A 23,525-nucleotide genomic window follows, 5' to 3' on the forward strand; every position below is an offset into this window, starting at 1 on the left:
AGGGAAAGCTTGATGATCATCATCGTCCATCCGAAAGGCATCCTCATGAAGGGAAAAGCATGGGAAATTCGCGACCGGCTGAAAACATACTGTAAAAAATACGAAACGGTCGCCGAATGGGTTGCAAAAACAACTTCCTCATAAGGGGGCTGTCTCCATATTTGTATTTTTTCCTGCCCCTTCTATACAATAAAAAAAAGGAGGCAGAAAAACATGGAAAAAAACCGGTTGGGAAATTCAGATTTATATGTTTCAAAGCTCGGGCTCGGCTGCATGTCGCTCGGTACGGATCCGAAAAAAGCACGGGTCGTCATTGAAGCCGCACTTGAAGCAGGCATTAACTATTTTGACACGGCCGATCTTTATGACCACGGAGTGAATGAAAAACTGGTCGGCGAAGCGCTCAAACATGTGCGCGGCGAAGTGATCATTGCCACAAAAGCCGGAAACCGCTGGAATGAAGACGGCAAAACGTGGCGCTGGGATGCTTCCAAAGCTTACATAAAAGAAGCGGCAAAACAAAGCCTGAAACGACTCGGCACGGACTATATCGATTTGTACCAGCTGCACGGCGGCACGATCGAAGACCCGATAGACGAAACGATCGAAGCGTTTGAGGAATTAAAGGCAGAAGGCATCATCCGCGCTTACGGCATTTCTTCCATCCGCCCGAACGTGATCCGCGAATATGTGAAAAAGTCATCCATTGCAAGCGTCATGATGCAGTACAGCCTGCTTGACCGGCGGCCGGAAGAGACCATCACGACGCTTTTAGGCGAAAACGGCATCAGCATTGTCGCAAGAGGCCCGGTCGCAAAAGGGATTTTAAGCGGGCTGCCGGAAAAGATTCCAGCAGACGGTTATCTTGATACCGGTTATGAAGAAATTGTCGCCCTTCTTGAGAAAATCAAAAATACGCTTTTAACCGGCGGGCGGACGATGCTTGAACTTGCACTTCAATATGATCTCGCCTGCCCTCCAGTTGCCGCCGTGGTTGCCGGCGCCAGTTCCCCGGACCAGGTGCGCGCCAATGCAAAAGCCGTAAACGCTGCGCCACTTACACCGGAGGAGCACCGGCTTCTGCGCGAGCTCACCAAACAAAACCGATACGAAGCGCATCGGTAATCTGTTTTCAGCAAAGAATGCACCGCGTTCTTTGCTTTTTTGTTTATTTTTTCACCTTGTTCCAACAGCCCTTTCCCGGTTATGCCGGAAACCATCCCGTTTTCCCCCGTGCAAAGGAAGGATTTAAACGGCAAATGGAAATCAGGGCGTAATCAATCGTACAGGCAGTTGTGTCAAGGCGACTGCCTGTGCCATTGCCATCTTTTTAGCCTTTATATCGTTTCCAGTCCAAATCGGATTCTTCCAGCAGTTCCGCAAACGATTTGTTCCGCTCGCGCTGCTTCCGTTCTTCTCTTTTTCGTTCTTCTTCCGCCCTCTTTTTTTCTACTTCCACTGCCGCAAGTTCCTGCTTTGCCTGTTTCAATTTTTCGAGCACATCTTTTTGCAGCGCATCCTTCAGCTGCACTTTCTCATCCTGTTTTCCTTTTTGTTGTGCCTGTCTCTTTTTTGCCATTTGCTGCCGTTTGCAAAAAGCCCGCATGCCTCGAGTGCAGCCGGGGGCATCTTACAAACGGCCTTCACCGCCCTTCTTCTATCATCTTTTTTCATTATAATATATTTACCAATGCTTCATCATCCATCAGGCGGTCCGTTCATGGGCAACCCGGCTCCCAGACTGAAAAATATTTTCCGGAAGCTGCTTTCTCTCTTTAAATCCATGCGCGATCTCTGGTATAGTAGCGTTAAAGAAGAAATTTGCAAGGTTTTTGAATCTTTTCAGGGCTGCTTTTCGTATAAGACGTATGGCCGAATCAACCAAGATCGTGATCAGGGGTGTCGATTATGAAATTTTTTATGGGTACGGTGATTCGCACCGTAATAACCATTTCTAGCGTTATCCTTCTCTTTCTCGTCATTTATTTTTCATCCGGCCATTTGTTCTGGCTGTCGCTTTTGCTTTCGCTTGCCGGCGGCTTTCTGATCAACCGGCTTGTGAAGTGGCAAATGTTGCGGCGTTTTCTAAAAACCCAGCAGCTAACGCGGAAAGATTATCAATATATCCGGAAAAACCTGAAAGAAGCGGACGAAAAAATCAGGCGACTGCAAAAAACCTTTTTATCCGTTCGTTCCATCAGCACGTTCAAACTTTTTTACGATATGAATAAAGTAATCAGGAAAATACAGGCACTGGTCAAAAAAGAGCCGAAACGTTTCTATCAGGCTGAATCTTTTTATTTTTACCATTTGGATTCAATGACGGAGCTCGCGGAAAAATATGCCCTCCTGCAATCCCAGCCTGTAAAAAACAAAGAAATGGCCGTGCAAATCCGGGAAACGGAAGAAACGTTAAAACAATTGGGACGCGAAACAGAGAAAGATCTGTACCATATGCTTTCAACGGATATGGATGCGCTCGATTACGAACTGGCATACGCCAAGCACACCATCGAACGCAAATCCCCTTCCCGGCATGAAAGGAGTGCAAAAAAATGAACGCAGACAAAGAACTTTGGCAGGAACCAACGAGCGGCGGGCTGGATGATCTGCTTGCCGATCCGTTCGGCACGCATGACGCCATGCTGCCGGAAGAAGGGCAGAAAATAGAGCCTGCCGCCGGAGCAAAACCGTCCCGCCTTGTGGACATGCTGCCGGAGGAAAACCGGCAAAAAGCATACGAACTCGCAAAGCAAATTGACCCTTCAAACCACCAGTCCGTCATTTTATATGGCACGCAGGCGCAGTCGAAGCTGCTGAATTTCTCGCATGCCATGCTTGACCAGGTCCAGAAAAAAGATATCGGGGAAATCGGCGATATTTTAAATGATTTGATGAAAAAACTTGAGCAGGTGAATCCCGAAGAACTTGTCCCAGAAAAGAAAAACTTCTTTTCGCGCATGTTCGGCAAAATTTCCAATTCGGTGCAGGAACTGCTTTCAAAATACCAGAAAACAAGCGCGCAGATCGACCGCATCAGCGTGAAGCTCGATCTCTCGAAAAAGACGTTGCTGAAAGATATCCAGCTGCTCGAACAGCTGTATGAAAAAAACAAAGATTATTTCCATGCACTTAATATTTATATTGCAGCCGGCGAACTGAAGCTCGAAGAACTGAACACAAAAACGATTCCTGAAATGAAGAAAAAAGCGGAAGCAACCGGCGACCAGATGGCCTTCCAGGAAGTCAACGACATGGTCCAGTTTGCCGACCGGCTTGAAAAACGGCTGCACGACTTAAAATTAAGCCGGCAAATCACGATTCAGAGCGCACCGCAAATCCGGCTGATCCAAAACACAAATCAGACGCTGGCTGAAAAAATCCAGTCCTCTATTATGACGGCGATCCCGCTATGGAAAAACCAGATCGCGATTGCCCTGACGCTCATCCGCCAGCGCCATGCGGTCGAAGCGCAAAAACAAGTGTCCAAAACGACCAATGAACTTCTGTTGCGCAATGCCGAAATGCTGAAATCGAACACGATCGAAACGGCGCAGGAAAATGAGCGCGGCCTTGTCGACATTGAAACGTTGAAAAAAACGCAGGAAAGCCTTATTTCAACGCTCGAAGAAACGCTGCGCATCCAGCAGGAAGGAAGAGCCCGGCGGTTCCAGGCCGAACAGGAGCTGGCGACGATGGAAAACGAACTGAAACAAAAACTGATGAACTTGAAAGGACCGGGGCCGGATGCCGGGGCGTCCTGACCAAAACGGGCAAAACGGCAACAGGCCGGGCCGGCGGACGGAAAGCCTGCTGCCGCTTTCAAACATAGATCCATCCGGAAAAGCGGCAGGAGCCTGAAAATAAAACCGGCGCAACCGGAAACTTGCGCCGGTTTTTTCTTTCCGCTTATTAAACCGCATCCGGCATCCTTTTTTACTTCAACATGCGGAGGGATTTTGATGAAAAAATGGTTTTCCCTGCCCGCCACGGCGGCGGCGCTTGCTGCAGGCGGGCTCGGCTTTTACATGTCAGAGCGGGTGATGCATATCCGAAAAAAAGACGACAGCCTCGTCATAAGCCGAGAAGTGGCCGCGAAAAGGCTGGATCTTAAAGCGTACGAATCATTGCCGAAAGAAGAAGTTTTGATTCCGTCCCCATTCGGTTACAAGCTCAAATCGGTTTTTGTGAAACCGTTCCCCGAGTCGAAAAAATGGATGATTTTTTGCCATGGCGTGACGGAAAACAAAATGAATTCCGTTAAATATATGAACCTGTTCCTGAAGCGGGGCTTTAACGCTGTCCTCTACGACCACCGCCGCCACGGGGAATCCGGCGGCAGTACAACGAGCTACGGATACTATGAAAAGCATGACTTAAAAGCGGTGGCAGATGAACTTCTCAGGCGCGAAGGGGACGGCATCTTTTTCGGGATTCACGGCGAATCAATGGGCGCCGCCACGCTCCTGCTGTATGCCGGCGAGCTTTGCGGCCGCGCCGATTTTTACATCGCCGACTGCCCGTTTTCCTCGTTCCGGGCGCAATTGATCCGGGAATTTACGCGGGAAACGCGGCTGCCCGGAAAATGGTTTTTTCCGCTTGCCGATTTTTTTGTCCGCATCCGCGACGGCTACTCGCTCCGCCGTGTGTCGCCGATTGATGTAGTCGGCCGGATCAAACAGCCGGTCCTCTTTATCCACAGCGCCAAGGACGACTACATTCTGCCCGGGATGACCAAAGCGCTTTATGAAAAGAAAAAAGGGCCGAAGCAGCTGTTTATTGCCGAAAACGGCGCCCACGCCCAGTCGCTCAACTTAAACCGCGAACAGTATGAACAGGTGATTGATGAATTTCTTGAAAAAATGGCGGCGTCCCGTAAGCTTTAATGCCATTTTTTGCGAACGTCCGCCCATGTTGCTGAATATGGTATAGGAGCCTATCAAAACAGGGAGTGTCCATGATGGAAATCTATACCGTACAGCAAGGCGATACCCTTTGGCGGATTGCAAACCGCCTCGATGCCGATCTTGCCCAGCTTTTTTTGGCAAACGGGCTGACTGCATCATCCCCGCTCGTTCCCGGCCAGGCGCTTGCCATTCCCGACCGATTCTTTCAGTACATCGTCCAGGAAGGGGACCAGCTCGGCACAATCGCCGCACGCCTCGGCGTTTTGGCACAAGCGCTTATAAACGCCAACCAACTCCGCAATCCCGCCTCGCTTTTTCCGGGGCAGGTGCTTTTTATCCCCTACCGAAACCATACGGTAAAACAGGGTGAAACTCTGTACGGCATTGCCCGTACTTACGGGGCGGACATGGGGGCCATTATGCAGGCGAACCGGCTTCCCGGCACGGCTCTTTCCGTCGGCCAGGTGCTGCGTATACCCGCACCCCGCCGCCCTGTGAAAGAAGTCAATGCCTATACAACCGGGTTCGGCGCTGCGGGCACCGCTGAAGTTTACCAGCTTGGGCCTTATTTTACGTACTTGTCCCCTTTCCGTCATACGTTCCGTGAAGATGGCAGCCTGACGCCGCTCAACGACCGCTCCGTCCTTCAGGCAGCGGAAGCAAACGGCGTCCTTCCGCTTTTAATCCTGGCCAATTTCACCTCGGAAGGATTTAGCTCCGATCTGGCTGCCCGGCTGCTTCGCAATGAAGCATTGCAGGAAACTTTGATCAGCAATCTTCTCGTCACGATAAGGCAAAAAGGGTACCGGGGAGTCAATTTTGATTTTGAATATGTGTATCCGGAAGACCGCGACCGTTATACGGCGTTTCTCAGGCGCGTCGCCCGCCGGTTCCGCCCGGAAGGACTGCTCGTCTCGACTGCGCTTGCGCCGAAAATTTCCGGCACGCAGCCGGGCCTGCTTTACGAAGCCCACGATTACGGCGCACACGGGGCCATCGTTGATTTTGTCATTTTGATGACGTATGAATGGGGATGGGCCGGCGGCAGGCCGCGAGCCATCGCCCCGATTCCTGAAGTGAGGCGTGTCCTTGATTATGCCGTTACTGTCATTCCGCGGAATAAAATTATGATGGGGGCGCCGCTTTACGGGCGTGACTGGAGAATCCCGTGGCGCGCAGGCACAACGGCGCGCACGATCAGCCCGCATGAAGCCCTTTCCTTGGCGGCACGGTACGGGGCTGACATCCGCTACCACCCGACCGACCAGGCGCCTTATTTCCGTTACACCGATGCATCAGGCCAGCAGCATGAAGTCTGGTTTGAAGATGCGCGCAGCATGCGGGCAAAAATCAATTTGCTAAACGAATACGGGCTGCGTGGAATCAGCTACTGGGTGCTCGGCAACCCGTTTCCCGAAAACTGGGTCGTACAGCAGGCACTCATTCAGGCAAGAAAACGGTAATCCGCAACAAAGCGTACGGATGCCCTAAGATTGATTTCATAAATGCTGCTTCTTGCTGCAACAGGATGCGTCCAAACCGCCGGTGCTGCATTTTTCTGCATCGCCCGCACGAAAATCCATCCGGCAGGCTTTTTCAGGCTTGCCGGTTTTTCATGCCCAGTCCACTTCTGTCACCGCGGAAAGTTTGATCGATATCCGCTCCCCTGTCTCCCCTGCCAGCTCCAGCTTTTTTTCGAGCGACCGGAATTTTGTAATGGTACCGGTGGCGGTAAAGAAATTTCCCGCTTCAAAGAAACGGACCGTAACCGGCACGCGCAGCCGGCAGGCAGATATGAGCATATGGTTCATCTCTTCAAGCTGCTGCTCATCGAGTTCGGGCTTTGCCTGTTTTTCCTGTTCTTTCTGCCATTTTAAAAGTGCCTGCTTATGCTCGGGCAAAAACATGCGTGACCCTTCCCAAAGTTTGTTACCGCGCTGCAGGTATCCGCTCATTTGTAATGCCCTCCTATCTTTTTGGCACGTTCAAGCGCCTGGCCGGCATCAAGCAGCGACACGGCGCGGATGACGGCGCCGGAACCGTATTTCTGCTTGATGCGGTCGACCGCATACCCAATCTTTCTTTCCCCTTCCCTGTTTTCAAACAGATCAAGCTGCCGGATATCATCCCGCGACAGGCGCGACAGCCCGACGCTGATACGGCGGACCGGATTTCCGTCCCAAAACGAAAGAAACAGCCGGCACGCCGCCCGGTAAACGTCCATTGTCCCGTTTGTCGGCGCCAGAAGCGTCATCTGGCGGTGAAAGCCGGACGGATGGGCATAATCCGCCCCCTGGCAGCCGACCGAAACACAAGCGCCCATGACGCCTGAAGTACGCGCCCGGAAACAGACTTCCTCGCAAAGTTCAAGAAGGGCAACTTTGATTTCATGCTCAAAATCGGCGTAGTCGCGCGGCAGCGTCATCGCATGCCCGATCGCTTTCTGTCCGACGTGCGATTCTTTCGAGACGGGCGACTCATCAATGCCGTTTGCCGTCTCCCACAGTACCTGGCCGCCAATCCCCCACCGTTTTTTTAAAACAGAAAGTGGAAAGCAGGCAAGCGCACCGATTGTATAAATGCCGAGCCGCTTCAGATGCTGCTCCATCCGGCTGCCGACACCGAACATCCTGCCAACCGGCAAAGGCCATAAATGCGTTTTGAGATGATGGTGATCCAGTTCAAAAATGCCGGTTTTGTTTTTCTTCGCAAAATGGTCGCACGCCATTTTGGCCAGCACTTTGTTCGGCCCGATCCCGCAGCGGGCATACACGCCGGTTTCTTCCATGATGTCCCGCTGGATTTGCGCGGCGATCTCGCGCGGCTCTCCGAACAGTCGCCTGCTGCCCGTTACATCCATGAACTGCTCGTCAACGGAATACGGTTCAACCATATCCGTATAGCGGGCAAGAATCGAAGAAATCTGCACCGATACATCGAGATAGCGCTGCATGCGCGGCCGAACAATAACGGCATCCGGGCAGAGCTGCTGCGCTTCCCACAGGCGGAGCGCATTCTTCACGCCGCGCTTTTTCGCGAGCGGGCAGGCAGCGAGCACCACCCCGGACCGGCGCGCCGGATCCCCCGATACGATCACGGGTTTATCCCTGTACGCCGGATGATCGGCTTTTTCCACACTTGCATAAAAAGACTGCATATCGACGAGAAAAATCACACGCTGGCTCATCTTTCAACCCCTCTTACCTTAGAAACTAAGCAAACAACACGAACTATAGTTCTTATTCTATTCCTCATTATAAACGAATATACGTTCTTTCGCCAATTGTTTTTTTAGGCAGAGGGGTTATATTTTTCCAAAACGCGCATCACACCGGCTGCTATTTTTTAAAGAAAGCCTGCCGTCCGAGCCTTTCCACAAGCCCGGGGAAAAGCGCATGGATGGTAGCGGATGCATTCATCCATTTTGGCGCATTGATTTCACGCCGATTTACAAGCATCGTATCCGTTATTTTTTCTGCAAGTTTTTCGGGATCCAGCATCCATTTTTCAATATTTTTCCGGTAGGTGCCGGACCGGTCGGCGATGTCGAAAAAACCGGTTGCAACCGGGCCGGGATGAACGGCTGTCACATAGACGCCAAAGCGCGCCATTTCCATGCGGAGGCTGTCCGTAAAGCCGCGCACTGCAAACTTGCTGGCCGCATAGACGCTTGATTTTGGGGTCGCCATTTTGGCCGCCTGGGAAGCGATATTGATAATATGGCCGGCACGGTTTTTTTGCATATGCGGGACGACCGCTTTGGTGCAGGCAATGAGCCCGATGACATTGACATCAAACATCCCCCTGACATCCTCCATGCGGATATCCTGCACTTCATCAAAAACGCCGAAACCGGCATTGTTCACGAGCACATCAATCTGGCCACAGCGGTTGTAAATCGATTCAAAAACAGCAGGAATTTTGCCGTGCTCCGCTACATCGCAGCGAACGGTCAGACACGAAACCTGGTAAGCTGCTTCGATCTCCGCCTTGATTTTTTCAAGCTTGCCGAGGCTTCTGGCGAGCAGAACAAGGTTAGCCTCGTTTTTGGCGGCGGCAAAGGCGATTTTTTCCCCGAGGCCGCCGGAAGCGCCGGTAATCACGATCGTTTTCTTCCGGATCCGTTTATTTGCCATGTTTCCATCTTCTCCCTCTATCTTGAAAATTTTCATTCCTCCACTGGTGCCATTTGCCGCGGCATGGATGCCTATTCTGAAAAATGGTGCCGGCCGATTTTCATGCTTCCTCCCGTGCCGCGTTCATTGCGGCAGCACGCCTGGTACCATTTTAAAATGGCCGGGCACGGATTTTTTATCTGAAAATTCACGGAATCACTCTTGACAACTCCCCGATTTTTCTTCATAATAAGTAATACCATTTTGATAAGCGACCGGCTGTGACCAGGACCAGTAAGCCGGGCATGATGCAAGAGAGCGGGGTTCTCAGGCTGGAAAACTCCGCCATCCGCTGCCCGGCCGAACCTGCCTGTGAGCTGTTTGGCAAAACCAAACCGGATGAAAACCGTTAACCAAATGAGGTGTAGGATCGAATTCCTGCAATAAAGGTGGTACCGCGGAACATGCCCTTTCGTCCTTTACGGATGAAGGGGTTTTTTACTTTGAAGGGAGGCATTTGCATGAAAATATCATTTATTGGCGCCGGGTCCATGGCTGAAGCGATGATCATTGGCATGCTTGAAAAAAGAATCGTAAAAGCCTGGGACATCCGCGCCCATAACCGCACGAACAAGAAAAGGCTCCGCACATTGGAACAGAAATACGGCATCCGGGCTGCAGACGGCCTCGACCAGCTTTTCGAAGGCCCGGACGCGGTCATCTTAGCCGTAAAACCGAAAGATGCCCCAGATGTGCTCGAATCGGTCCGTCCGCTCATATCTCCGGACACCCTGCTCGTTTCGGTAGCGGCCGGCATCACCATTCCGTTTATCGAAAACAAGATTGGCCGGCATATTCCCGTTGCGCGCGCAATGCCGAACACATCGGCGAAAGTCGGGCTGTCGGCAACCGGCATTGCCTTTAACGCCGCTGCGACAAAACAGCACCGGCACCGGGCGTTTGCCATATTTTCGGCTGTCGGCATGACTACGGCCGTAAAAGAAGAACAGCTCGATGCTGTAACAGGGCTTTCGGGAAGCGGACCGGCGTATATTTATTATATCGCCGAAGCGCTCCAGCAGTCAGCTGCAGAAATCGGGCTCGACGCACAAACGGCAAAACAATTTATCCTCCAGACGATCATCGGCGCAGCAGAAATGCTGAAAACTTCAGCCGAACCGCCGGAAGCGCTCCGGAAAGCTGTCACAAGCCCGAACGGCACCACAGAAGCCGCGATCCGCGTCCTTGACGAACGCGAGGTCAAACAAGCTTTCATTGACTGTGTAAAAGCAGCTGCAAAGCGAGCAAATGAGTTATCGAACGCAGGGAAAGAACCCGCAAGAGAATAACCGGCAATAAAAAAGCGGCAGGCAAGCCGCTTTTTTTGCTTTACAAAACAGGCACTTCCATCAAATCATGGACAAGCAGACTGTCCGGGAATAAAGCTTGCGCTTCCTGCTCAAGCGCCGGCCAGTCTTCTTTTCCGTACCTGGCACTAATATGGGTAAGAAGCAGCCGTTTTGCCCCCGCCTGCTTTGCCGTTTGCGCCGCGTCCGCCGTTGTCGAATGAAAATAATCATGCGCCATTTGCCCGCTCTCCTTGTTAAACGTTGCTTCGTGAACGAGAAGATCGGCATTGGCTGCGAGCCGGATTTCCGCCTCATTCGGCCTTGTATCGCCAAGGATGGCAATGATCTTCCCCTTTTTCGCCGGGCCGAGATAATCTTTTCCGCTGATCACGCGACCGTCTTCCAATGTTACCGTCCGGCCTTCTTTCAGCAGCCGGTAAACCGGGCCCGGGCGGATCCCTTCTTTTTTCAATCGATCCGCATCCAGCGCGCCCGGTTTGTCTTTTTCGGTAATCCGGTAGCCGAAGCTTTCGATCCCATGATCAAGCCGCAGCGCACAAACCGTAAAGCGGTCGTCTTCAAATACCGTTCCTTCTTCAATTTCGATGATCTCCAAAGGATATTTCAGACGGGTTTCGCTCACTTTCAGGGAAACTTCCACAAACGCTTTTATGCCTTTCGGGCCGTAAACGGTAAGCGGGCCATCCCCGCCCTGGAACGACCGGCTCCCAAGAAAGCCGGGAAGCCCGAAAATATGGTCGCCGTGCAAGTGGGTGATAAAAATTTTTTCAACTTTGCGCGGTTTGATCGCAGTGTGCAAAATCTGGTGCTGTGTCGCTTCCCCACAGTCAAAAAGCCAGATGGCATTTCGTTCTTCCAGCAATTTGAGCGCAATGGACGTGACGTTTCTTGCTTTGGCAGGTACGCCCGCGCCAGTTCCCAAAAATAAAATTTCCAAATGATGTTCCCCCCTTTCCTGCCGGATCCCGGCCGCACATATAGAACTATCTTATCATAATTTTACGGAAAGGAAACTATTGCATATCATTTGCGTATTTGCCCGTGAAAGTCTAGAATATAGTGACAATGAAATGGGGCCGGAAAGCGGAAAAAAATGATTTTTCCCTGCTTTTGAAATGAAATGGCTGCAACAAGGCAAACTATAACCGTATCATGAGACAGGCCGGCCTTAAATCGTGATTTTTTGAACAAAGAGAGGTAAGAAAGATGCAGACAACTGAGACACCGAAATCGTTATTTATGCTTTTTGGCGCAACAGGTGATCTGGCGAAGCGTAAGCTGTTTCCTTCCCTGTACAATTTGTACCGGAAAGGCAGGCTGTCAGAGCATTTCGCTGTGATCGGCACGGCAAGAAGGGAATGGACGGACGAAATCTTCCGTGCGCATATAAAAGATTCCGTTCTGAGCGCGAGAGAACATGCGGAACAGCTTGAAGCGTTTGCCGCTCATTTTTACTATCAGCCGCATGATGTGACAGACAGCAACTCGTACATACAGTTGAAGCAATTAGCGGATGAACTGGATGAAAAGTACCAGCTGGAAGGCAACCGGATCTTCTATTTGGCGATGGCCCCGGAATATTTCGGGACGATTTCGGACCATCTGAAAAGTGACGGGCTTACCGCTACAAACGGGTTTAAACGGCTTGTCATCGAAAAACCTTTCGGGCATAGCCTCGAATCAGCGAAACAGCTGAACAGCCAGATCCGGAAATCTTTTTCAGAAGACCAGATTTACCGAATCGACCATTATTTAGGTAAAGCGATGGTACAAAATATCGAGGTCATCCGGTTTGCCAACGCCCTGTTCGAGCCGCTTTGGAACAATCGTTATATTTCCAACATCCAGATTACATCAAGCGAGATGCTTGGCGTGGAAGAACGGGCGCGGTATTACGAAGCGAGCGGGGCGCTCAGGGATATGGTGCAAAACCATATGCTGCAAATGGTGGCGCTCCTTGCAATGGAACCGCCGATCAGCCTGACAACAAACGAAATCCGGAGCGAAAAAGTGCGGGTGCTGCGTGCCTTGCGCACCATTGAAGGAAAAGATGTGCCGGCATACTTCGTGCGCGGCCAGTACGGTCCGGGCGAAATTGGCGGCAAAAAAGTCCAGGGTTACCGGGAAGAGCTGAATGTAGCGCCGGATTCCAGGACCGAAACGTTTGTCGCCGGGAAACTGATGATTGATAATTTCAGATGGGCGGGCGTGCCGTTTTACATCCGCACCGGCAAACGGATGGCGGCGAAATCGACGAAAATTGTCGTGCAGTTTAAAGATATCCCGATGAATTTGTACTACAATACAAATCATGAACTGAACCCGAATCTGCTTGTCATCCATATCCAGCCGGAAGAAGGGATTTCGCTTCATCTGAACGCCAAAAAACCGGGCCAGCATATGGAAACCACCCCTGTGCAGCTCAGCTTTGCAAGCAGCAGCAAAAACGGCATTAATACGCCCGAAGCTTATGAAAAATTGATTCATGACTGTTTGATGGGCGACGCAACCAACTTTACCCATTGGGATGAAGTCGCCTTATCGTGGAGCTTTGTCGATAATATTTCAAAAGTGTGGGAAAACAAGCCGATTACATTCCCAAATTACAAATCCGGTTCGATGGGACCGAAAGCAGCCGATGAACTGCTGGAAAAAGACGGCTTCTTCTGGTGGCCGGTGGAAGATCTGGAAGTTGGGAACTGCTGAACCTGTTAAAAAAGGAACACGCCATCTTTGCGCGTGTTCCTTTTTTATGGGACGTGCCGGAAGCCGGTAATTAACCGCGGGGATCCGGCGGCCGCTTTCCCGCTTCTCTCCCGGTTTGGATAATCTGCTCCCCAAATTTCTTGCGGAGCCGGCTGATTGCCTCATACAGCGGCTCTTTTTTGGCTGCTTCTTCATATGAAAACAGACTCAGCTGTTCTGCTTCCGCCTTCCGGTCCGTTAAACCGGAGGCGGTAATGCCCAAAAGGCGTACGGGCTGCCCGTTCCAGTTCCGGATAAAAAGCGTGCGGGCGGCTTGAAACAACGCATCGCCGCTTTCAACCGGCCCTCCGCTTTTTTTGCTCCTCGTCACCGTTTTCCGGTCCGCGTAACGGATCATGATGCCCACATTGGTTGCCGCAACCTCCTTTTTTCTCATCCGTTCCGCCGTTTCATCCGCAAGCTTTTTCAGCACGGCATCGATCCGGTGTTCATCCTCCGTATCCTCAGATAGCGTCACCATCCGCCCAACGCTTTTGGTGACGTTTACGGATTCGGGATCAACAGGACGCGGGTCTCTTCCATTCGCCCTTTCTTTCAAACGGATGCCACGGATGCCGAGAAGCTGCTTTAAAAGAAAATCATCCGCATGCGCCAGATCGCCGATCGTAAAAAGACCACAGCCGTTAAGCTTTTCCGCCGTTTTGCCGCCTACACCGTGCATCTCGATCAACGGCCGCGGCCATAATAAACGGGGAATATCCCGCTTTCTTAAAATGGTGATGCCCATCGGCTTTTTCATATCCGACGCTGTTTTCGCCAAAAATTTATTCGGGGCGATCCCGATGCTTGACGGCAAATCGAGTTCCGCAAGAATTTGCTGCTGGATCGATTCGGCAATGGCAGGCGGCGTCCCCAGTTCCTCGAGGCCGGTAATGTCCACATAACCTTCATCGATCGAAACCGGTTCGACCAAAGGCGAATACGCGCGGAGGATTGAAAACATTTTGGCGGATGCTTTTTTATATAGATCAAAACGGGGTGGCACGATTAAAAGATCCGGGCAGCGTTTTTTTGCTTCCCAGACCGGCATGGTCGTTTTTACACCGAATTTTCTCGCTTCATAACTGCACGTCACAATGATGCCTTTCCGTTCTTTCGGATTCCCGGCAACGGCCAGCGGCTTCCCTTTAAGCGCAGGGTTTTCCGCCATTTCAACCGAAGCGAAAAAACTGTTCATATCGACATGCAAAATGACACGGCCTTTTTTCGGATAAAATGCTTTCATCTTCACCCACTCCGGCGCTCACGAATTTCCGGCCGCTTCTTTCATATAAGCGGCAATGTCTGCAATCCCTTCAAGCGACGCCGTAAACAAATCGACATCCATAATGGTAATCAGCCTGTCCTTCAAACTGGCGACAGCCGTAAAATAATTTGTCCGCCCGTAGCCGGCAAGGCCGATCTGTTTTTTCTCTTCTTCCTGTATTTCCACAATGTCGTTTGCCTCTTTGACGAGCAGGCCGACCGGAATGGCTTCTGTCCGGACGACGATCATGCGGGCGTCCTCTATGGAGGAAAGCGGTGTCTGGTAAAAACAATGTTCGACGTCAATAATCGGGATCAGTTCATCCCTCACCTTCATGATGCCCCGTACAAATGCAGGCAGTTTTGGGACGGGATTGGCTGCTTGCGCCTTTTCAACAGAAATGACCGATCCAATATGAATGCCGTACTCCTCTTCCCTCGTTTTAAAAATGATATATTTATTGAGCGCTTCCAACTGATCGCTTCCTTTCTTAAAAAGGAAGCGGTTATCCCGCTTCCGCCTCAAATCCTGTTACTCCCCGCCGGCCACTTCCGCAATGGCAACCGCCATCTCAGCCAGTTTGACCAGTTCTTTAACCGGAATTCTTTCTTTTGTCGTATGGATTTCTTCATACCCTGTGCCGAGATTGACCGTCGGGATGTTAAATCCTGCAATGACGTTGGCGTCGCTTCCGCCCCCGCTTTGCTCCAGCTTGCTCTCGCGGCCGATTTTTGCTGCTGCTTTTTTGGCCACTTCCACCACTTGGTCGCCGTCTGAGAATTTAAATCCCGGGTACACGACGTTCACTTCGACTTCCGCTTTTCCGCCCATTTCCAGTGCCGTCTGTTCAAAAGCGGTTTTCATTTTGGCAACCTGTGTTTCCATTTTTTCCGGAACGAGTGAACGGGCTTCCGCCAGAATATCGACGCGGTCGCAAACGATATTGGTTGCCTGACCGCCTTCAAAGCGCCCGATATTCGCGGTCGTTTCACTGTCAATGCGGCCGAGCGGCATTTTTGCGATCGCTTTTGCGGCAATGGTGATCGCGGAGACCCCTTTTTCCGGCGCCACACCGGCATGGGCGGTTTTGCCTAAAATGGTTGCTTTGATTTTGGCCTGCGTCGGGGCAGCCGTCACAATCGTGCCAACCGGGCCGTCGCTGTCAAGGGCAAAGCCGTATTTTGCTTTTAACAGCGACGGATCGAGCGCGCGCGAACCGACCAGACCGGACTCTTCGCCGACAGTAATGACAAACTGGATATCCCCGTGGCGGATCTGGTCTTCTTTCAATACCCGGATCATTTCCAACATCGCGGAGAGCCCGGCTTTGTCGTCAGATCCGAGGATTGTCGTGCCGTCTGATTGGATCCAGCCGTCTTTGATGGACGGTTTGATGCCTTTCCCCGGAACGACGGTATCCATATGGGAAGTAAAATAAATCGGCGTCGCTTCAGGAACATTGCCTTTCAATGTGCAGATCAGATTGCCAAAGCCGTGCCCCGTTTTTGCTTTTGTATCATCCTCATATACTTCAAGGCCAAGGCCTTCAAATTTTTGTTTTAAGACCTTGCCAATTTCTTCTTCATGTCCGGTTTCCGAATCCACCTGAACCAGTTCAAAAAATTCTTTTACTAACCGTTCTTCATTCACCATGGAAAAACCTCCAATATGTATATGTACTTTAATAGTATAACGCGAATGATTTTACTTGTACAACCGGCGGCTTCAGGCTAGAATAAAAATGATTACCGTCCGTTTAAGAGGTGAAGTCTGCTTTGTCGAAAAAAACGCAGAAAATTGTCGTGTACTTAATGCTCATTGCCATGCTGGCAGGAACAGTTCTTTCCGGCCTTTCAATGCTGTTTTAAAAAAGGAACGGGAAAGTCCGCGTTCCTTTTTTAAATGGCGCCTTTTGCTTTTGCCAGTTCGGTCATCGGCCGGGTTGACCGAGTGATGTAAATTTTTGTTCCGACCGGCACTTCATCGTACAGCTTTTCGAGCGCCGCTTTCGGCAGGCGGATGCAACCGTTTGAAATATACCGGCCAATTGAAGAAGGATTGTTTGTGCCGTGCAGGCCGTAAATCCGGCCGTCCGTGCCGCGCGCATCAAAACCGATCCAGCGCGAGCCGAGCGGATTGCGCGGGTCGCCGCCGGGAATATTCTTTTTCCGGTAATAAGGATTTTTCGCCTTGACTTTGACCGTAAAAAAACCTTCCGGCGTCAGGTCATTTGTTTTCCCAGTCGCAACCGGCGTTTCGAGCCGGATTTTCCCGCCGCGGATCCAGGCAAGCCGGTTTGTTGTTTTATTGACAATAATGAGCGGGTCTCCCGGGGCAACGTGCCCGTCCGCCGGCCATACCGATAACCCGAAAACAAGCATCCATGCCACCCATATATGCATAAGCCATTCACCTGCTAGTTGTGTTTTTCTTTAGTATGCATCCCGCATACCGGTTCATGCATACGGAAAGTGCGCTTTACACCCGGGACACCGCCCCTGTTAAAAAAAGCCTTCCCCTTTCCAGAACGGAAGGAGAAGGCTTCCCGCATTACAGTTCTTCACAGTATTCTTCAAACATTGCCTGCAGCTCAGCCACGACAGCCGCTGGGTCATGCCCTTCGATCTGGTGCCGTTCAATCATTTTCACAATTTTGCCGTCTTTTAAAAGTGCGAAAGATGGGGAGGACGGCGGATAACCGGTGAAATAGCTGCGTGCCCTTGCCGTTGCTTCTTTATCCTGGCCAGCAAAGACGGTTACAAGCTGGTCCGGGCGCTTATCATAATGGATGGCGTGCGCCGCAGCCGGCCGTGCAATGCCCCCTGCGCAGCCGCACACAGAGTTGACCAAAACAAGTGTCGTCCCTTTTTTGGAAAACGCTTCGTCCACTTCTTCCGGCGTCCTCAGTTCCTGGTAGCCGGCTTCTACTGCCTCTTCACGGGACATGCGCACGACATCGTTCATATAAAGATTAAAATTGACAGACATGCCACTCATCCTTTCATTCTGCTTTAAAGCTAATCATAGCAGGTTTTCACGCTGCTTTTCAAACATTCTGTTTGCAGCCGCCACTTTTCTCTTATTTTACGCATGAAAACGAAAAAAATAGCCGGAAAGCGTTTATTTTTCCAAAAAACCGGGTAAAATGACAGTACATCTAGATCCATACCCCTAAACTCCCTAGATGCTTTGGATGGCGCCTCATGCGCTGTCCCTTTTTTATGCAAAAAAACCGGGGCATCCCGGTTTCCGTTTTATAAAGATTGGACATGGACCTGTCCGAGAAGCGATTCTGCTTCTTGCTTTGTGCAAAGTTCCATGGAAAATGCCGTCGCAGAACCGCAGGCAACCCCAAGCGCAAACGATTCTTTGTACGATTTCCCTTTTGCCATCCCGCTTATAAACCCGGCCACAACCGAATCGCCGGCGCCGGCAGAATTTTTTACCTTCCCTTTCGGCGCTTGCGCAAAATAGGATACTTCCTTGTTCAAAAAGAGCGCGCCTTTTTCCGCCATCGAAACGATCACATTTTCAACGCCCATGTCAAGCAGGCGGCTGCCGTATTGTTTCGCTTCTTCGGGCGTTTCGACTTTCACGCCGAAAATTTCGCCGATTTCATGATGGTTCGGTTTGATCAAAAACGGGCCCGTTTTGATGACATGGCCGAGCGATTCGCCGGAAACATCTGCAATCACGCGGATTTGCTTTTCACGGCATTTTTGAATGAGGCCGGCATAAATGGATGGCGGGAGGGAACTTGGGATGCTGCCGGAAAACAAAATGGCATCCTCTTTGTCCAGGCTGTCGATTTTGGCAAGCAGCCGGTCCAGCTCAGCTTCCGAAATAGAGGGCCCCATTCCGTTGATTTCCGTTTCCACACCGGATTTTAATTTTATATTGATCCGCGTGTCGCCTGAAACTTGGACAAAATCTGTTAAAATACCTTCCGCTTTAAGAAAATTTTCAATGTAGCTGCCGGTAAAACCGCCGAGAAAACCGAGTGCCGTGGAATCAACGCCCAGCCTTTTCATGACGCGCGAGACGTTGATGCCTTTTCCGCCCGGAAACTTAGTGTCCATCACGGAACGGTTCAATCCGCCAAGCTCAAAATGTTCCACCTGTACGATGTAGTCAACAGACGGATTCAGTGTTACCGTATAAATCATTTTTTACACAACCTTTGCTTTGGAGATCAGTTTTAGTATTCCCCTTTTTGATGGCAATCGTTCCCCGCCTGCACGATTGCAAGCGGTGCATCCGGTCGTTATTTTACCTTCAAAAACAGTAAAAATCAATTAAAATCGTTCAAAAACAATCAGTTTTGATAAATCGCCACATTTTCCAACATAGAAAAACCCGCTTCATCAGCGGGCATTTCATTAATAGAGCGGTGCCGTTTCCGGTGTGACCGCCTCTAAAATCTCTTTGACGCGCTTTAAGAAGCGGCCGGAGACGAGTCCGTCCAAAATGCGGTGGTCAATCGACAGGCAAAGGTTCACGATATCGCGCGCCGCAAACATTCCCTCTTCCATGATGACAGGGCGTTTGACAATCGACTCGACCTGGAGGATGGCAGCCTGCGGATAGTTGATAATCCCCATCGACTGCACCGAACCGAATGACCCGGTATTATTGACGGTAAAGGTGCCGCCTTCCATGTCTTCCGGGGCAAGTTTCCCGGCGCGGGCTTTTTGCGCCAGCACAGCAATTTCATGGGCAATGCCTTTGATCGATTTTTCATCGGCATGCTTTATGACCGGCACGTACAACCTGTCTTCGGCGGCAACGGCGATCGAGATGTTGACATCATGTTTTTGGATAATGGCATCCCCAGCCCATCTGGAATTGAGCGCAGGATACTCTTTCAGCGCCCGGGCAACGGCTTTGACAAAAAAGGCAAAGTATGTCAGGTTAAAGCCTTCGCGCCGCTTAAACTCTTCTTTTACGGCATCCCGGTAGCGGACAAGGTTCGTAACGTCCGCTTCGACCATCATCCACGCATGCGGAATTTCCTGTTTGCTGCGTGCCATATTGTTCGCGATCGCTTTACGCACGCCGGTAACCGGAATCACCATATCTTCTTCTGCAGCTTCCCGTACAGGCTGAGGCCGGGAAGCAGGCGGCGTATGCCGGGCAGGTTCCGGTTTTGAAGGTGCGGGTTTTGCCGGTTCCGGTTTTGAAGGTGCCGGTTCTGCCTCATTCCCCCTGCTTTCAATGATTTTCAACAGGTCTTTGCGCGTAATCCGGCCTTCCCTTCCCGTTCCTTTGACCTGGTTCAAGTCAATGCCGTATTCCTGGGACAGTTTTAAAACGGCCGGGGAATAGCGGACTTTTTTCCCTTTTTCCGCTTCCGGCTCCGGCACCGCAGCATCCGGATCCAGGCCCGGTTCCGCTTCAGGCCGGGCAATTGTTTCACTTGATCCGGTTTTGACCGTGCAAATGACTTCCCCGACAGCAACGGTTTCGTCTTCCGAAGCGATCAGTTCCACGATTTCCCCTTCAAACGAAGAAGGCACTTCGGCATTGACTTTGTCTGTTAATACTTCACAAAGCGGATCGTATTTATGGACATGATCACCCGGGGATACAAGCCACTTGCTGATGGTTCCTTCCGTCACACTTTCCCCGAGCTGCGGCATCGTAATGTTTTCTATCGCCAATTGGCACCCTCCTATCCTGCAATTCTAAAATTCGGCCAGTTCCCGCATTGCTTTTTCGACTTTTTCGGGATTGACCATAAAATATTTTTCCATCGTCGGCGCATACGGCATTGCCGGAACATCCGGCCCGGCCAGGCGCATGATCGGGGCGTCCAGGTCAAACAGGCAGTTTTCCGCAATGATCGCGGCAACTTCGCCGATAATGCTTCCTTCTTTATTGTCTTCCGTGACCAGCAGCACTTTCCCGGTTTTGGCAGCTGCCTCGATGATTGCCTCTTTGTCGAGCGGATAAACGGTGCGCAAATCGAGAATATGTGCTTCGATCCCGTCCTCTCTAAGCTTTTCCGCAGCCTGGAGGGCAAAATGGACGCAAAGCCCGTACGTGATCACCGTAATATCCGTTCCTTCCCTTTTTACTTCGGCCTTGCCGATCGGGAGCACATAATCGTCATCTGGCACTTCGCCTTTAATCAGGCGGTACGCGCGCTTATGTTCGAAAAAGAGAACCGGATCATCGTCCCGGATTGCGGCTTTCAGCAACCCTTTTACATCATAAGGCGTGGACGGCATGACAATTTTCAGCCCCGGCTGGTTTGCAAACACCGATTCAAGCGACTGGGAGTGATACAGTGCCCCGTGGACACCACCTCCGTACGGTGCACGCACGACAAGCGGGCATTGCCAGTCATTATTGGTACGGTAGCGGATTTTCGCCGCTTCCGAAATAATCTGATTGACAGCCGGCAAAATAAAATCGGCAAACTGGATCTCGGCAACCGGCCGCATCCCGTACATCGCAGCCCCTACGCCGACCCCGGCAATCGCCGATTCAGCGAGCGGCGTATCGATGACTCTTTCAGCGCCGAACTGCTCGTATAATCCGGCCGTCGCCTTAAATACCCCGCCTTTTTTTCCAACATCTTCGCCGAGCACAAATACTTTTTCGTCCCGTTCCATTTCTTCCCGCAATGCTTTTGTAATTGCGTCAATATATGAAATGACAGCCATCGTTCTCCTCCTTACTCCCCGTAAACAAACCGGAGCGTATCTTCCGGTTTGGCATACGGCGCTTTTTCGGCGTAATCGGTTGCCTCATTGACGGTTTGCATGACGCGCGCATCGATTTCTTTTTCTTTTTCCCCGTCAAGAAGGCCCGCCTCTTTTAAGTACCGGCTAAATAAAACAACCGGATCTTTTTCTTTTGCCGTCTTCACTTCTTCCTGCGCACGGTAGCGGTCATCATCATCGGAAGAGTGCGGTGTAAAGCGGTAAACAAGCGTTTCGATTAAAGTCGGCCCTTCCCCGCGCCGGGCACGGTCCGCCGCTTCTTTAACCACTTCATAAACAGCGAGCGGATCGTTTCCGTCAACCGTCACACCCGGCATGCCATAACCGATCGCACGGTCGGAAACGCGCGGGTTCCCGAGCTGCTTTTCAATCGGGACACTGATGGCATACAGGTTATTTTCACACATGAAAATGACCGGCAGCTTGTGGACCGCGGCAAAATTCGCCCCTTCATGGAAATCGCCCTGGTTGGATGATCCTTCCCCGAAAGTGACAAACGTAACAAAATCCTTTTTCTCCATTTTGCCTGCGAGCGCAATTCCGGCCGCATGCGGTACCTGTGTCGTTACAGGGGAGGACTGGGTGACGATTCTGTTTTTCTTCTGCCCGTAATGGCCCGGCATTTGCCGGCCGCCCGAATTCGGGTCTTCCGCTTTGGCAAACCCGGAAAGCATAATGTCGCGCGCGGTCATGCCGAAAGCGAGCACAACCCCGAGATCGCGGTAATACGGCAATACATAATCTTTTGTCCTGTCAAGTGCAAAAGCAGCGCCGACCTGGGCTGCTTCCTGTCCCTGGCAGGATACGACAAACGGAATTTTGCCGGACCGGTTTAAAAGCCACATCCGTTCATCCACCTTGCGCGCAAGCAGCATCGTTTCGTACATTTCCAATACTTCCTGGTCGCTTAAACCTAAACTTTTATGCCGATTTTCATTCATTGTCTTCACTCCTTATCCAAAAGCTACGCATGGATTTCAAGCCCGTCTACTGCGAGTGCCGCCTCCCCGATCGCTTCGCTTAGCGTCGGGTGCGGATGGATACTCATTGCCACCTCCCACGGCGCCGCATCCAAAACGCGTGCAAGCCCGGCTTCTGAAATCATGTCTGTTGCATGCGGCCCGATGATATGTACGCCTAACAGATCGTCGGTTTTTGCGTCTGCCACGATTTTGACAAAGCCGTCTGTTTCCCCGTAGACAAGCGCTTTGCCGACTGCCTGGAACGAAAACCGGCCGATTTTTACATCATATCCTTCTTCTTTTGCTTTCTCTTCCGTCAGGCCAACGCTGGCAATTTCAGGATTGGAATACACACATTTCGGCACCATGGTGTCATCGAGCGGATCCACGCTTTTTTCGGCGATGCGGTCCGCCGCAATGATGCCTTCCCTTGCTGCTGCATGGGCAAGCTGCAACCCGCCGATGCAGTCCCCGATCGCATAAATATGGGATTCTTTTGTCTGGTAAACTTCATTGACCTTAATGACGCCGCTTTTGATTTCAATATCCGTATTTTCAAGGCCGATATTTTCCGTGTTGGCCAGCCGGCCGACCGATAATAAAAGCTTATCTGCTTCAAACGTCTTTCCGTCTTCCGTACCGACCCGCACCTTTCCGCCCCCTGTCTGGAGGGAGGATGCGTTGAACGCGGTACCGGTGAAAACGGCAACCCCTTTTTTCTTCAAAAGGCGCGTAATTTCTTTTGAAATGTCGCTGTCCTCTCCCGGCAAAAGGCGCGGGGAAGCCTCAATGACCGTCACCTTTACGCCAAAATCGGCAAGCATCGATGCCCATTCCACACCGATCGCCCCGCCGCCTGCAATCAGGATCGACGCGGGGAGTTCTTCCATTTCAAGCGCTTCGTCAGACGTCATCACATATTCCCCGTCGACGGCAAACCCGGGAAGAACCCGCGGGCGCGAGCCGGTCGCAATGATTAAATTTTTCGGGAGGAGCATCTCATTATCCGCACCCGCGCCCTCTATTGAAACCGTTCCTGCTACCGGCGAAAAAATGGAGGGGCCAAGGATTCTCCCGGTGCCTTCATACACATCAATTTTCCCTTTTTTCATCAAGGATTGGACGCCGCGGTGCAATTGCGCCACAACTGCGTTTTTCCGTTCCCGGATTTTTGCAAAATTCAAGGCGGCATCGCGGACATCCACGCCGAAATCGGCGCTTTTTCGGACCAGCCGGTATACTTCCGCGCTTCTTAACAGGGTTTTTGTCGGAATGCAGCCTTTATGGAGGCAGGTGCCACCAAGTTTTGATTTTTCTACAATTGCTGTTTTCAGCCCGTTTTTTGCTGCGCGGATGGCGGCCACATAGCCGCCTGTTCCGCCGCCCAAAACAACGACATCGTATTCTTTTGCCAATGTTGTTCCTCCTTCA

Annotated in this window: 24 protein-coding genes; 9 read left to right on the plus strand and 15 right to left on the minus strand. The window is 51.3% G+C overall.

Features of this window, described 5'->3' with window-relative positions; translation table 11 throughout:
- The first annotated feature begins 12 nt into the window (after window positions 1-12).
- Window positions 13-144 (plus strand): Z-ring formation inhibitor MciZ, encoded by a 132-nt coding sequence (gene mciZ / locus NSS95_RS08475; protein WP_014098100.1) that lies wholly within the window; start codon window positions 13-15, stop codon window positions 142-144.
- A gap of 69 nt (window positions 145-213) precedes the next feature.
- Window positions 214-1,125, plus strand: a complete 912-nt coding sequence (locus NSS95_RS08480; RefSeq protein ID WP_026683310.1) for an aldo/keto reductase — start codon at window positions 214-216, stop codon at window positions 1,123-1,125.
- A 205-nt stretch (window positions 1,126-1,330) separates the two neighbouring features.
- On the opposite strand, the gene NSS95_RS08485 is transcribed toward NSS95_RS08480, so the two are convergent.
- The gene (locus NSS95_RS08485; RefSeq protein WP_026104517.1) at window positions 1,331-1,579 is read right to left on the minus strand and encodes a YqkE family protein; all 249 of its coding nucleotides are present in this window, start codon (window positions 1,577-1,579) and stop codon (window positions 1,331-1,333) included.
- A gap of 329 nt (window positions 1,580-1,908) precedes the next feature.
- On the opposite strand from NSS95_RS08485, the gene NSS95_RS08490 reads away from it, so the two are divergent.
- From NSS95_RS08490 to NSS95_RS08505, 4 genes are all read left to right on the plus strand, one after another.
- Window positions 1,909-2,559, plus strand: coding sequence for a 5-bromo-4-chloroindolyl phosphate hydrolysis family protein (locus NSS95_RS08490; protein ID WP_026683308.1), 651 nt, complete (start codon window positions 1,909-1,911; stop codon window positions 2,557-2,559).
- Complete coding sequence (locus tag NSS95_RS08495) at window positions 2,556-3,764, plus strand: toxic anion resistance protein (protein ID WP_026683307.1); 1,209 nt, start codon at window positions 2,556-2,558, stop codon at window positions 3,762-3,764. Before NSS95_RS08490 ends, NSS95_RS08495 begins: the two co-directional genes overlap by 4 nt.
- A gap of 198 nt (window positions 3,765-3,962) precedes the next feature.
- Window positions 3,963-4,886 carry an alpha/beta hydrolase gene (locus NSS95_RS08500; protein WP_026683306.1) on the plus strand — a complete coding sequence of 308 codons (924 nt, stop codon included), beginning with the start codon at window positions 3,963-3,965 and terminating at the stop codon, window positions 4,884-4,886.
- A 74-nt stretch (window positions 4,887-4,960) separates the two neighbouring features.
- Entirely contained in the window at window positions 4,961-6,370 is a 1,410-nt protein-coding gene (locus NSS95_RS08505; RefSeq protein ID WP_340713853.1) for a LysM peptidoglycan-binding domain-containing protein, read from the plus strand.
- A 150-nt stretch (window positions 6,371-6,520) separates the two neighbouring features.
- On the opposite strand, the gene NSS95_RS08510 is transcribed toward NSS95_RS08505, so the two are convergent.
- The 3 genes from NSS95_RS08510 to NSS95_RS08520 form a co-directional block, all read right to left on the minus strand.
- A complete protein-coding gene (locus NSS95_RS08510) occupies window positions 6,521-6,862 on the minus strand; it encodes a YolD-like family protein (RefSeq protein WP_026683304.1) in 342 nt (113 codons plus the stop codon).
- Window positions 6,859-8,094 carry a DNA polymerase IV gene (locus NSS95_RS08515; RefSeq protein ID WP_014098092.1) on the minus strand — a complete coding sequence of 412 codons (1,236 nt, stop codon included), beginning with the start codon at window positions 8,092-8,094 and terminating at the stop codon, window positions 6,859-6,861. Before NSS95_RS08515 ends, NSS95_RS08510 begins: the two co-directional genes overlap by 4 nt.
- A gap of 151 nt (window positions 8,095-8,245) precedes the next feature.
- Entirely contained in the window at window positions 8,246-9,043 is a 798-nt protein-coding gene (locus NSS95_RS08520; RefSeq protein ID WP_014098091.1) for an SDR family NAD(P)-dependent oxidoreductase, read from the minus strand.
- 500 nt (window positions 9,044-9,543) lie between these two features.
- Between NSS95_RS08520 and proC the strand changes: the two genes are divergently transcribed.
- A complete protein-coding gene (gene proC / locus NSS95_RS08525) occupies window positions 9,544-10,371 on the plus strand; it encodes a pyrroline-5-carboxylate reductase (protein WP_061565212.1) in 828 nt (275 codons plus the stop codon).
- A gap of 40 nt (window positions 10,372-10,411) precedes the next feature.
- Here proC and rnz read toward each other — a convergent pair whose 3' ends face one another.
- Entirely contained in the window at window positions 10,412-11,329 is a 918-nt protein-coding gene (rnz, locus tag NSS95_RS08530; RefSeq protein WP_014098089.1) for a ribonuclease Z, read from the minus strand.
- 269 nt (window positions 11,330-11,598) lie between these two features.
- Between rnz and zwf the strand changes: the two genes are divergently transcribed.
- Window positions 11,599-13,098: a glucose-6-phosphate dehydrogenase gene (gene zwf, locus NSS95_RS08535; RefSeq protein ID WP_035188026.1), complete on the plus strand. Its 1,500-nt coding sequence runs from the start codon at window positions 11,599-11,601 to the stop codon at window positions 13,096-13,098.
- A gap of 70 nt (window positions 13,099-13,168) precedes the next feature.
- Here the strand turns inward: zwf and NSS95_RS08540 are convergent, their stop codons facing one another.
- The 3 genes from NSS95_RS08540 to NSS95_RS08550 are packed head-to-tail and all read right to left on the minus strand — an operon-like array spanning window position 13,169 to window position 16,057.
- Window positions 13,169-14,383: a DNA polymerase IV gene (locus tag NSS95_RS08540; protein WP_061565213.1), complete on the minus strand. Its 1,215-nt coding sequence runs from the start codon at window positions 14,381-14,383 to the stop codon at window positions 13,169-13,171.
- Between the two features lie 18 nt (window positions 14,384-14,401).
- On the minus strand, window positions 14,402-14,929 hold the full coding sequence (locus tag NSS95_RS08545) for a chemotaxis protein CheW (RefSeq protein WP_081106226.1): 528 nt from the start codon (window positions 14,927-14,929) through the stop codon (window positions 14,402-14,404).
- 6 nt (window positions 14,930-14,935) lie between these two features.
- Window positions 14,936-16,057 carry a M20/M25/M40 family metallo-hydrolase gene (locus NSS95_RS08550; protein WP_035184634.1) on the minus strand — a complete coding sequence of 374 codons (1,122 nt, stop codon included), beginning with the start codon at window positions 16,055-16,057 and terminating at the stop codon, window positions 14,936-14,938.
- Between the two features lie 122 nt (window positions 16,058-16,179).
- Between NSS95_RS08550 and prli42 the strand changes: the two genes are divergently transcribed.
- On the plus strand, window positions 16,180-16,272 hold the full coding sequence (gene prli42, locus NSS95_RS08555; RefSeq protein ID WP_017550500.1) for a stressosome-associated protein Prli42: 93 nt from the start codon (window positions 16,180-16,182) through the stop codon (window positions 16,270-16,272).
- Window positions 16,273-16,302: 30 nt separating this feature from the next.
- Here the strand turns inward: prli42 and NSS95_RS08560 are convergent, their stop codons facing one another.
- The 7 genes from NSS95_RS08560 to lpdA all read right to left on the minus strand — a co-directional run bounded on the left by NSS95_RS08560 (window position 16,303) and on the right by lpdA (window position 23,509).
- Entirely contained in the window at window positions 16,303-16,806 is a 504-nt protein-coding gene (locus tag NSS95_RS08560) for a L,D-transpeptidase (RefSeq protein WP_061565214.1), read from the minus strand.
- Between the two features lie 148 nt (window positions 16,807-16,954).
- Window positions 16,955-17,392 (minus strand): BrxA/BrxB family bacilliredoxin, encoded by a 438-nt coding sequence (locus tag NSS95_RS08565; RefSeq protein WP_013859587.1) that lies wholly within the window; start codon window positions 17,390-17,392, stop codon window positions 16,955-16,957.
- A 266-nt stretch (window positions 17,393-17,658) separates the two neighbouring features.
- Window positions 17,659-18,570 (minus strand): 1-phosphofructokinase, encoded by a 912-nt coding sequence (gene pfkB, locus NSS95_RS08570; RefSeq protein WP_013859588.1) that lies wholly within the window; start codon window positions 18,568-18,570, stop codon window positions 17,659-17,661.
- Window positions 18,571-18,783: 213 nt separating this feature from the next.
- Window positions 18,784-20,064 carry a dihydrolipoamide acetyltransferase family protein gene (locus tag NSS95_RS08575; protein WP_328229154.1) on the minus strand — a complete coding sequence of 427 codons (1,281 nt, stop codon included), beginning with the start codon at window positions 20,062-20,064 and terminating at the stop codon, window positions 18,784-18,786.
- 24 nt (window positions 20,065-20,088) lie between these two features.
- Entirely contained in the window at window positions 20,089-21,072 is a 984-nt protein-coding gene (locus tag NSS95_RS08580; RefSeq protein WP_046720752.1) for an alpha-ketoacid dehydrogenase subunit beta, read from the minus strand.
- A gap of 11 nt (window positions 21,073-21,083) precedes the next feature.
- Window positions 21,084-22,073: a thiamine pyrophosphate-dependent dehydrogenase E1 component subunit alpha gene (locus NSS95_RS08585; protein WP_061565216.1), complete on the minus strand. Its 990-nt coding sequence runs from the start codon at window positions 22,071-22,073 to the stop codon at window positions 21,084-21,086.
- Window positions 22,074-22,096: 23 nt separating this feature from the next.
- A complete protein-coding gene (lpdA, locus tag NSS95_RS08590) occupies window positions 22,097-23,509 on the minus strand; it encodes a dihydrolipoyl dehydrogenase (RefSeq protein ID WP_061565217.1) in 1,413 nt (470 codons plus the stop codon).
- Window positions 23,510-23,525: the final 16 nt, after the last annotated feature.

It is taken from the genome of Weizmannia sp. FSL K6-3076, from assembly GCF_038007245.1.
GTDB classification, from domain to species: Bacteria; Bacillota; Bacilli; order Bacillales; family Bacillaceae_C; genus Weizmannia; species Weizmannia faecalis.